The organism is Agromyces binzhouensis (genome assembly GCF_004135055.1).
In the GTDB taxonomy this organism is placed as follows: domain Bacteria; phylum Actinomycetota; class Actinomycetes; order Actinomycetales; family Microbacteriaceae; genus Agromyces; species Agromyces binzhouensis.
This window is the reverse complement of the sequence record NZ_SDPL01000076.1, coordinates 1-10,174: the sequence shown is the minus strand read 5'-3', so window position 1 is coordinate 10,174 and position 10,174 is coordinate 1. Positions and strand designations below refer to the sequence as shown.

10 protein-coding genes and 1 tRNA gene are annotated in these 10,174 nt (G+C 71.4%); 7 read left to right on the top strand and 4 right to left on the bottom strand.

Features of this window, described 5'->3' with window-relative positions; all coding sequences use genetic code 11:
- The 3 genes from ESO86_RS06020 to ESO86_RS06010 form a co-directional block, all read right to left on the bottom strand.
- A partial coding sequence (locus ESO86_RS06020) for a Nif3-like dinuclear metal center hexameric protein (RefSeq protein WP_165307399.1) occupies positions 1-499 on the bottom strand: 499 nt, incomplete at its 3' end.
- Positions 500-625: 126 nt separating this feature from the next.
- Positions 626-698, bottom strand: a tRNA-Val gene (locus tag ESO86_RS06015).
- A gap of 64 nt (positions 699-762) precedes the next feature.
- Complete coding sequence (locus tag ESO86_RS06010; RefSeq protein WP_129234077.1) at positions 763-1,224, bottom strand: peroxiredoxin; 462 nt, start codon at positions 1,222-1,224, stop codon at positions 763-765.
- A gap of 159 nt (positions 1,225-1,383) precedes the next feature.
- On the opposite strand from ESO86_RS06010, the gene aceE reads away from it, so the two are divergent.
- The 6 genes from aceE (at position 1,384) to ESO86_RS05980 (ending at position 9,030) form a co-directional block, all read left to right on the top strand.
- On the top strand, positions 1,384-4,110 hold the full coding sequence (gene aceE, locus ESO86_RS06005) for a pyruvate dehydrogenase (acetyl-transferring), homodimeric type (RefSeq protein WP_129234076.1): 2,727 nt from the start codon (positions 1,384-1,386) through the stop codon (positions 4,108-4,110).
- Positions 4,111-4,124: 14 nt separating this feature from the next.
- Positions 4,125-5,339 carry a PucR family transcriptional regulator gene (locus ESO86_RS06000; RefSeq protein ID WP_129234075.1) on the top strand — a complete coding sequence of 405 codons (1,215 nt, stop codon included), beginning with the start codon at positions 4,125-4,127 and terminating at the stop codon, positions 5,337-5,339.
- Positions 5,340-5,430: 91 nt separating this feature from the next.
- Complete coding sequence (locus ESO86_RS05995) at positions 5,431-6,354, top strand: ACP S-malonyltransferase (protein WP_129234074.1); 924 nt, start codon at positions 5,431-5,433, stop codon at positions 6,352-6,354.
- 28 nt (positions 6,355-6,382) lie between these two features.
- Positions 6,383-7,387, top strand: coding sequence for a beta-ketoacyl-ACP synthase III (locus ESO86_RS05990; RefSeq protein ID WP_129234073.1), 1,005 nt, complete (start codon positions 6,383-6,385; stop codon positions 7,385-7,387).
- Positions 7,388-7,456: 69 nt separating this feature from the next.
- A complete protein-coding gene (locus ESO86_RS05985; protein WP_129234072.1) occupies positions 7,457-7,705 on the top strand; it encodes an acyl carrier protein in 249 nt (82 codons plus the stop codon).
- Positions 7,706-7,794: 89 nt separating this feature from the next.
- On the top strand, positions 7,795-9,030 hold the full coding sequence (locus tag ESO86_RS05980; protein ID WP_129234071.1) for a beta-ketoacyl-[acyl-carrier-protein] synthase family protein: 1,236 nt from the start codon (positions 7,795-7,797) through the stop codon (positions 9,028-9,030).
- Positions 9,031-9,183: 153 nt separating this feature from the next.
- Here ESO86_RS05980 and ESO86_RS05975 read toward each other — a convergent pair whose 3' ends face one another.
- Positions 9,184-9,705 (bottom strand): DUF3145 domain-containing protein, encoded by a 522-nt coding sequence (locus ESO86_RS05975; protein WP_242492226.1) that lies wholly within the window; start codon positions 9,703-9,705, stop codon positions 9,184-9,186.
- 211 nt (positions 9,706-9,916) lie between these two features.
- Between ESO86_RS05975 and ESO86_RS05970 the strand changes: the two genes are divergently transcribed.
- The coding region (locus ESO86_RS05970; protein ID WP_207207028.1) for a PadR family transcriptional regulator at positions 9,917-10,174 on the top strand (258 nt) is incomplete at its 3' end.

Sequence of the window (10,174 nt, the reverse complement as noted above, 5' to 3'; positions counted from 1 at the left end):
CGGTCGCCGTCGGCGGCAGGACCTCGGCCAGGCGACGTGCGAGCCGGCCGAGCGTCGTCGGCTCGGCGAGGCGCCCCACGCGGCCGAGGCCTCGCGTGGCATCCGTCGCGTTCGGCACGATCGGAGCGACCTCGACGAGGCCGAGCCGGTCGGCGAGGACCGCGGACGTGCCGGTCTCGACGATGTCGGCGTTCGTGTGCGCGCCGACGAGCGCGCAGTCGGCGCGGATGAGCTTGGCGAGCAGCGCGCCCTTGTAGCGGTCCTCGGCGATCGAGGTGACGCCGCGAAGCAGGAGGGGATGGTGCGCCACGATCAGGTCGGCGCCCTCGGTTACGGCTTCGTCGACGGTGGCCGAGACGGCGTCGACCGCGAGGAGCACGCGCGAGACCTCACGCGCCGGGTCGCCGGTCACGAGCCCCGGCGCGTCCCACGGTTCGGCGCCGGAGACGGGCCACAGGCGCTCCACGGTCGAGAGGACGTCGGCGAGGCGGACTGGCACCCGCCCAGCCTACGCCGAACCGCGCGGCGGGCCGGGCCCGCGGTTGCCGCCGGCAGCGGCCCCGTCCGCATCATCACCGACGCCGAGCGGGTGCGGTCTGACGTGCGGACGGCCGGGACGGGTGGGTGGGCCCTGCCGGGCTCGAACCGACGACATCCACGGTGTAAACGTGGCGCTCTACCAACTGAGCTAAAGGCCCCCGCCGCGTGCGCGGCACTTCGATCGTAGCGAAGCGCGGCCGCGGCATCCGCCCGCACACCGGGTCACCCGAGCGCTGCGAGCGCCTCCCGGTACGCGGCGAGCGGGCGCGCCTCGCCCGGCGCCGCCTCGAACGACGAGCGGATGACGCCGTCGGCGCCGATCACGAAGGTGGCGCGCCGTGCGAACCCGGCCCCCTCGTCGAACGCGCCGTACGCGCGCGCGACCGCGCCGTGCGGCCAGAAGTCGGACAGGAGGGTCAGCCGCACGCCCTGTTCCTCGGCCCAGGCCCGCAACGCGTGCTTGGAGTCGACGGAGGCCACGAAGAGCTCGGCGCCCGCCGCGTCGAACATCGGGGCCGCGCCATCCAGCTCGGCCAGCTCGAGCGTGCAGATGCGCGAGAACGCGAACGGCACGAACGCCAGCACGACCGCCCGGCTGCCGCGCAGCGCCGCGAGCCGGTGCGGCGCGCCGTGCTGGTCGGGCAGTGCGAACTCGGGCGCGGGCGCCCCCTGACCGAGGATCACGGACCCTCCCTCGGCTTCTGACTGGACGCGCGCCAGCCTAGACCGTCATGGGCCGCCGTAGAATCACTAGGATGGCGTGGTGCCCCCGACCGTGACCCGGTCTTCGTCGTGCGCAACGCACGGATCAGAGGCACGATCTGCTGAAGAGAGAGGTCGAGTGTGACTGTCAACGACCAGGACCCGTACTCGGTCGAGGCGATGGACTCCGATCCGGAGGAGACCAACGAGTGGGCCGAGTCCCTCGACGCCCTCGTCGCCGAGAAGGGCCACCAGCGCGGGCGTGAGATCATGCTCAGCCTGCTCAAGCGCTCCAAGGAGCTCCACCTCGGCGTCCCCATGGTGCCGACCACGGACTACCTGAACACCATCGCGCCCGAGAACGAGCCCGCGTTCCCCGGCGACGAGGACCTCGAGCGCCGCTACCGCGCCTGGATCCGATGGAACGCCGCGATGCTCGTGCACCGCGCGCAGCGCCCGGGCATCGGCGTCGGCGGCCACATCTCCACCTACGCCTCGTCCGCGGCGCTGTACGAGGTCGGCTTCAACCACTTCTTCCGCGGCCAGGACCACCCCGGCGGCGGCGACCAGATCTTCGTCCAGGGCCACGCATCGCCCGGCACGTACGCCAGGGCGTACCTCGAGGGACGGCTCTCCACCGACCAGCTCGACGGCTTCCGCCAGGAGAAGTCGCACGCCCCGGCGGGCCTCTCGTCCTACCCGCACCCGCGCCTGATGCCGGAGTTCTGGCAGTTCCCGACCGTGTCGATGGGACTCGGGCCGATCAACGCGATCTACCAGGCCCAGGCGAACAAGTACCTCACCAACCGCGGCATCAAGGACGCGTCCGACCAGCAGGTCTGGGCGTTCCTCGGCGACGGCGAGATGGACGAGGTCGAGAGCCGCGGCCAGCTCCAGGTCGCCGCGAACGAGGGCCTGGACAACCTGACCTTCGTCATCAACTGCAACCTGCAGCGCCTCGACGGCCCCGTCCGAGGCAACGGCAAGATCATCCAGGAGCTCGAGAGCTTCTTCCGCGGCGCCGGCTGGAACGTGATCAAGGTCGTCTGGGGCCGCGAGTGGGACGACCTGCTCGCCCGCGACCAGGACGGCGCGCTTCGCAACCTCATGAACGTCACGCCCGACGGCGACTACCAGACCTACAAGGCCGAGTCGGGCGCCTACGTGCGCGAGAACTTCTTCGGCCGGGACCCGCGTGCCCTCGAGCTCGTCAAGGACCTCTCCGACGAGCAGATCTGGAACCTCAAGCGCGGCGGCCACGACTACCGCAAGGTCTACGCGGCGTTCAAGGCGGCGACCGAGCACAAGGGCCAGCCCACGGTCATCCTCGCCAAGACCATCAAGGGCTACGGCCTCGGTCCGGCCTTCGAGGGGCGCAACGCGACGCACCAGATGAAGAAGATGACGCTGGACAACCTGAAGACGTTCCGCGACACCATGCGCATCCCCATCTCCGACGCGCAGCTGGAGGAGAACCCGTACCTGCCGCCGTACTACCACCCCGGCAACGACGACGAGGCCATCCAGTACCTGCACGAGCGTCGCCGCGAGCTCGGCGGCTACCTCCCCGAGCGCCGATCGAACCACACCGCGATCTCGCTGCCCGACGACTCGGCGTACGCGATCGCCAAGAAGGGCTCGGGCACGCAGGAGGTCGCGACGACGATGGCGTTCGTCCGGCTCCTGAAGGACCTCATGCGGTCCAAGGACTTCGGGAACCGCATCGTCCCGATCATCCCCGACGAGGCCCGCACCTTCGGCATGGACGCGTTCTTCCCGAACGCGAAGATCTACAACCCGATGGGCCAGCACTACACGTCGGTCGACCGCGAGCTGCTCCTGGCCTACAAGGAGAGCCCGCAGGGGCAGATCGTGCACGTCGGCATCAACGAGGCGGGCGCGCTCGCCGCGTTCACCGCCGTCGGCACGTCGTACTCGACGCAGGGCGAGCCGCTGATCCCGATCTACGTGTTCTACTCGATGTTCGGATTCCAGCGCACGGGTGACGCCATGTGGGCGGCGGGCGACCAGATGGCGCGCGGCTTCATCATCGGCGCGACCGCGGGCCGCACGACGCTCACGGGCGAGGGCCTGCAGCACGCCGACGGGCACTCGCCGCTCCTCGCGGCGACGAACCCGGCGGTCGTCTCCTACGACCCGGCCTACGGCTACGAGATCGGGCACATCATGCGCTCGGGCCTGGATCGCATGTACGGCGGCACCCACGCCGACCCGAACGTCATGTACTACCTGACGGTCTACAACGAGCCGCTCGTGCAGCCCGCCGAGCCCGAGTCGGTCGACGTGGACGGCATCGTCCGCGGCATCCACCGCATCTCGGAGGGTGCGGGCGACGGCCCGAAGGCGCAGCTGCTCGCGTCGGGCGTGGCGGTGCCGTGGATCATCGAGGCGCAGAACCTGCTCGCGCAGGACTGGGGCATCTCGGCCGACGTGTGGTCGGTGACCAGCTGGACGGAGCTCGCGCGCGACGGACTCGCCGCCGACGAGCACAACTTCCTCCACCCGGACGCCGAGCGCCACGTGCCGTACCTCACGCAGAAGCTCGCCGGCGCCCGCGGCCCGTTCGTCGCCGTGTCCGACTTCATGCACGCCGTGCAGGAGCAGATCCGGCCCTACGTGCCGGGACAGTACGCGACGCTCGGCGCCGACGGCTTCGGCTTCTCGGACACCCGCCCGGCGGCGCGTCGCTTCTTCAAGATCGACGGCCCCTCGGTCGTGGTGCGGACCCTGGAGATGCTCGCCGAGCGCGGCGAGGTCGACCGGTCGCTGCCTGCGCAGGCGATCGAGCGGTACCGCCTCCACGACGTGAACGCGGGCACGACCGGCAACGCCGGCGGCGAGAGCTAGCAGGCGTCCCGACGGTGGCGACGAAGCCCAGGACCAAGGCGGAGACCCTCGCGTGGTTGCGAACCATCTCGGGTGAGCTCTCGACCCAGACGCTGAAGCGCCTGGAGGACACGCTGCCCTGGTACGGGGAGATGCCGCCGAGCCGTCGCTCGGCGGTGGGCCTCGTCGCCCAGGCGGGCATCTCGTCGTTCATCGCCTGGTTCGACGATCCGCGGTCGACGCCCTGGATCGCCGCCGACGTGTTCGGCGCGGCGCCGCGCGAGCTGCTCCGCTCGGTGAGCCTGCAGCAGACGCTGCAGCTCATCCGGGTCACGGTCGAGGTCGTCGAGGAGCGCGTGAAGGACGGCGGCGAGCCGCTCCGCGAGGCAATCCTGCTCTACTCGCGCGAGATCGCGTTCGCCGCCGCCGACGTCTACGCACGTGCCGCCGAGGCGCGCGGCCTCTGGGACGCGCGCCTCGAGGCGCTCGTCGTCGACTCGATCCTCTCGGGCGAGTACGACGACGAGCTGCCGAGCCGCATCGCGGCGCTCGGCTGGCACGGCCACGGCGAGGTCGCGGTGCTCGTCGGCACGGCTCCGAAGCTGTTCGACGTGGACCAGGTGCGCCGGGCCGCACGGCACATGCACGCCGACGTCCTCATCGGCGTGCAGGGCAATCGCCTGGTCGTCGTGATCGGCCGGGCCGAGCCGCGCGGAGGCGAGTCCGAGGAGGCGGTCGGGACCGCGCCCGCACTCTCGTTCATCGAGATCGCCACCCAACTGGAGTCCAACTTCGGCCCCGGTCACCTGGTGCTCGGGCACGAGGTGCCGAACCTCGTCGATGCGTCGAAGAGCGCGAAGGCGGCGCTCGCGGGGTTCGCGGTCGCGCGGTCGTGGCGGCACGCGCCGCGGCCGGTGCACGCCGACGACCTGCTCCCGGAGCGCGCACTCGCGGGCGATCCGCTGGCACGTGCGACGCTCGTGCATCGCATCTACCGCCCGTTGCAGGCGCACTCGACCGAGCTGCTCACGACGCTCTGGAGCTACCTCGACAACGGCCGATCCCTTGAGGCCACCGCTCGCGAGCTCTTCGTCCACCCGAACACGGTCCGCTACCGCCTGAAGCGCGTCTCCGACGTGATCGGGTGGGATGCCACGGGCGCGCGTGAGGCGCTGATCCTGCAGTCGGCGCTCATCATCGGGTCGATGAGCGATCACGAGTCGACGCCGCGCCGCCGTCCGTCGAGCTGACGGGCGGTATGTGGGTGCAGGACAAGGGTGCGGCGAATACCTTGTATCGAGTGCACACACATGCCCCGCGCTGGATTGGCAGACTGAGACGGTGATCGTCGTCGTCTGCCCTGGTCAGGGCTCCCAGACCCCCGGTTTCCTCGCCCCCTGGCTCGCCGAGCCGGCATTCGCCGAGCGCCTCTCCGCGCTGTCCGAGGCCGCCGGCGTCGACCTCGCGCTGCACGGGACCGAGAGCGACGCCGACACGATCCGCGACACCGCGATCGCCCAGCCGCTCATCGTCGCGGCGGGCATCCTGGCGTTCGACGCACTCGCGGCCGACGGCCGCGCCGCACGCATCGGCGGGGTCGCCGGCCACTCGGTGGGCGAGATCACCGCGGCCGCCGCGACCGGCGTCCTCGACGAGACCGATGCGATGCGGTTCGTCGCCGAGCGCGGTCGTGCGATGGCCGACGCCGCTGCCATCGTCGCGACCGGCATGAGCGCGGTCATCGGCGCCGACGAGGCCGAACTGCTCCCCCGGCTCGAGGCGCTCGGGCTCGAGCCCGCGAACTTCAACGGCGGCGGCCAGATCGTCGTCGCCGGCGCCCTCGATGCGCTCGAGCAGCTGAAGGCGGAGCCACCGGCGGGCGCCCGGGTCATCCCCCTGCAGGTCGCCGGCGCATTCCACACGCGCTACATGCAGCCCGCACGCGAACGCCTCGCGGCGGTGGCCTCCGCGTTCTCCCCGGCCGACCCCGCGCTCACGCTCTGGACGAACCGCGACGGCTCGACCGTGGCATCCGGAGCCGCCTTCGTCGACCTGCTGGTCGGCCAGGTCGCCTCGCCGGTGCGCTGGGACCGCTGCATGTCGTCGTTCGCCGACGCGGGCGTGACGGGCATCATCGAACTCGCACCGGCCGGCGCGCTCGTCGGCCTCGCCAAGCGCGCGCTGAAGGGCGTGCCGACGGTCGCCGTCAAGACCCCCGACGACCTGCCGGCCGCGATCGAGCTCCTCGATCAGCAGGCCGCCTGAACCCGCATCCCACGACACGAGAGAACGCATGACGCACCCCACGCTCAGCCAGTCGACCGGTCCCGCCTACACCCGCCTGTACTCGGTGGGCGCCGCACGCGGCGAGAACGCGGTGCCGAACGACGACCTCGTCGGCCCGATCGACTCGTCCGACGAGTGGATCCGACAGCGCACGGGCATCATCACCCGCGTGCGCGCCGGTGCCGACGTGCTCGCGGTCGACCTGGCGACGGATGCCGCGCGCGAGGCCATCGAGCGCTCCGGCGTGCCCGCCGACCGGATCGACCTGGTGATCGTCGCGACCATCTCGAACGTGCAGCAGACGCCGTCGATCGCGGCGGTCGTCGCCGACCGCGTCGGTGCGAACCCGGCCGCCGCGTACGACATGAACGCGGCGTGCGCGGGCTACGCCTACGCCGTGGCGCAGGCCGACGCGCTGATCCGCGCCGGCGCCGCGCACTACGCGCTCGTCATCGGCGCCGAGAAGCTCTCCGACGTCGTCGACCCGACCGACCGCACGATCTCGTTCCTGCTCGGCGACGGCGCAGGCGCCGTCGTCGTCGGTCCGAGCGACGAGCCGGCCATCGCGCCCACGGTGTGGGGCTCCGACGGGTCCAAGGCGGACGCCGTGGGCATGAACCACACGCTCGTGGAGTACCGCGACGGCGCGGCGCAGTGGCCGACGCTCCGTCAGGAGGGCCAGACGGTCTTCCGCTGGGCCGTGTGGGACATGGCGAAGGTCGCCAAGCAGGCGCTGGATGCCGCCGGCGTCACCGCCGACGACCTCGCCGCGTTCATCCCCCATCAGGCGAACATGCGCATCATCGACGAGTTCGCCAAGCAGCTGAAGCTGCCCGACTCGGTCGTGATCGGCCGCGACATCGCGACGACCGGCAACACGTCGGCCGCGTCGATCCCGCTCGCGATGCACCGACTGCTCGAGGAGAACCCCGGGCTCTCAGGGGGCCTCGCCCTCCAGATCGGCTTCGGCGCCGGACTCGTCTTCGGCGCCCAAGTGGTGGTTCTGCCCTGAGCCGCCGTTCCCCGTCCATCTAGACTGTGTCTCGGTCATACGAGACATACCCCTGCAAGGAGAAGAACCATGGCATCGACCCGCGAAGAAGTGCTTGCCGGCCTGGCGGAGCTCATCAACGACGAGACCGGCATCGCGACCGACACGGTCGAGGCGGACAAGTCGTTCACCGACGACCTCGACATCGACTCCATCTCGATGATGACGATCGTCGTCAACGCCGAGGAGAAGTTCGACGTCAAGATCCCCGACGAAGAGGTCAAGAACCTCAAGACCGTCGGTGACGCCGTCGACTTCATCGTCAACGCGCAGGCCTAGTGACGTTCGGACGGGTCGGCGTGCGACGCCGGCCCGTCCGTTCCGTTCCACGCCGTTCCGTTCCCCTCGCCCCATCGGAGTGACCTCGAATGACCAAGAAGATCGTGATCACGGGCATCGGCGCGACCACGCCGATCGGCGGCACCGCCCGTGACAGTTGGAAGGCCCTGCTCGCCGGCGAGTCCGGCGCGCGCACCCTCGAGCAGGAGTGGGTCGAGAAGTACGACCTGCCCGTGACGTTCGCCGCGTCGGCGAAGGTGCAACCGGCCGACGTGCTGGAGCGCCACGAGCTCAAGCGCCTCGACCCGTCCAGCCAGTTCGCCCTCATCGCCGGGCGCGAGGCGTGGGCGGATGCCGGTGCGCCCGAGGTCGCCCCGGAGCGGCTCGCCATCGACTGGGCGACCGGCATCGGCGGCGTGTGGACGCTGCTCGACGCATGGGACACCCTGCGCGACCGCGGCCCGCGTCGCGTGCTGCCCATGACCGTGCCCATGCTCATGCCGAACGGCCCGGGCGCGGCGGTCGGCATGGACCTGCACGCACGGGCGGGCATCCGCACCGTCGTGTCGGCCTGCGCCTCGAGCACCGAATCGCTCGTGAACGCGTGGGAGCACCTGCAGGACGGCGTCGCCGACGTCGTCATCGCGGGCGGCTCCGAGGCGGCGATCCACCCCGTCACCATCGCGTCCTTCTCGTCGATGCAGGCGCTCTCGCGCCGGAACGACGACCCGGCGATCGCGTCGCGGCCGTACGACCTGGGTCGCGACGGCTTCGTGATGGGCGAGGGCGCCGCCGCACTCGTGCTCGAGACCGAGGAGCATGCGAAGGCGCGCGGTGCGCGCATCTACGCGGAGCTGCTCGGCGGGGCGATCACGAGCGACGCCTACCACATCACCGCGCCCGACCCCGAGGGTTCCGCGGCCGCGCGTGCGATGAAGGCCGCGATCGCGGGTGCGGGCGCGAGCCTCTCCGACGTGCGCCACGTCAACGCGCACGCCACCAGCACGCCCGTCGGCGACATCGCCGAGTACAACGCGCTGCGCCGCGTGTTCGGCGACGGACTCGACGACATCGCCGTGACCGCGACGAAGGCCTCGACCGGACACCTGCTCGGTGGCGCCGGCGCCATCGAGTCGATCTTCACGGTGCTGGCGCTCCACGAGCGCACCGCTCCCCCGACGATCAACCTCGACGACCAGGACCCGGAGATCCCGCTCGACGTGGTGACCACGCCGCGTCCGCTCGGCGAGGGCGACCTCATCGCGATCAGCAACTCGTTCGGCTTCGGCGGGCACAACGCGGTCGCCGCGTTCCGCGCCGTCTGACCGACGACGGATGCCGCGGCATCCGTCGCATGCATCGGGCCCCGATCGCCTCACGGCGTCGGGGCCCGATGCAGTCCACCGCCTGCGTTTCGCTCGTACGCCTCCAGGACCTCGGTCGACCGGACGACGCGTCACGCCACCGCGCGGTGCGCGTCAGCCCACGCGATGCAGCCAGATCACGGGGGCGAAGTCGCTCGCGTGCCGGAACGGCTCGAGCTCGTCGTCCCACGCCTGGCCGAGCGCGAGCCTCAGCTCGCGATGCAGTTCGCCCGCGTCGAACGCGGCGACCTCCATCGCGTAGCGGATGCGGTCCTCGGGGATCACGACGTTGCCCGCCGTGTCGGTCTGCGCGTAGTACACGCCGAGCTCGGGCGTGTGCATCCACCGGGCGCCGTCGGAGTCCGCACCCGGGTCCTCGCTCACCTCGAAGCGGAGCTGCTCCCAACCGCGGAGGGCGGAGGCGATTCGGGCGCCGCATCCGGGCTCCCCGGTCCAGGAGAACTCGGTCCGGAGCGTGCCAGGCAGCACCGGCTGCTCGGTCCACTCGAAGTTCACGGGAGTGCCGAGTGCGCGACCGACCGCCCACTCGACGTGCGGGCCGACCGCCCGCGGGGACGAGTGCACGAACAGCATGCCTCGCGCGGCGCGCTGAGCCCGCGTGACCTGTTCCGCCATCTCCTGCTCCGTTCCTCGTGAGGTGCGTCTTCCCCTACGACCTCTGGAACGGTGCCTGGCGGCGGTGGCGTGTTCGGTTGTGACGAGCGAGTCGTCAGGTCGAGTATGCCCCGCCCGGCCGGGCCTGACAAGGGAATTCCGCGGCGATCCGCACCTGAGGCGCTAAACTCCCTACTCGGTGAGTGATTCCACCCGGACCTGAGGAGGCGACGTGGCCGTCCGCGATGCGCTGCTCGTGCTGCTCGTGAACGGACCCGCGTACGGGTTCCAGCTGCACGGGGACCTCGCCGCACGCACCGGCGGGCGCCGCGTCGTGAACGTGGGGCAGACCTACGCGACGCTCGACCGGCTGACGACGCAGGGCCTGGTCGAACCGGCCGGCTCGACCGACGACGGACTCCCCCTGCACCGGCTCACGCCCGCCGGGCGGCTCGCGGCCGATGCGTGGCTGGGCGGCGCCGACGGCGCG

Coding starts and splice junctions, on each gene's coding strand:
- ESO86_RS05980 (WP_129234071.1), top strand. CDS start 7,795: ATGACCAAGAAGATCGTGATCACGGGCATCGGCGCGACCACGCCGATC.
- ESO86_RS05975 (WP_242492226.1), bottom strand. CDS start 9,705: ATGGCGGAACAGGTCACGCGGGCTCAGCGCGCCGCGCGAGGCATGCTG.
- ESO86_RS05990 (WP_129234073.1), top strand. CDS start 6,383: ATGACGCACCCCACGCTCAGCCAGTCGACCGGTCCCGCCTACACCCGC.
- ESO86_RS05985 (WP_129234072.1), top strand. CDS start 7,457: ATGGCATCGACCCGCGAAGAAGTGCTTGCCGGCCTGGCGGAGCTCATC.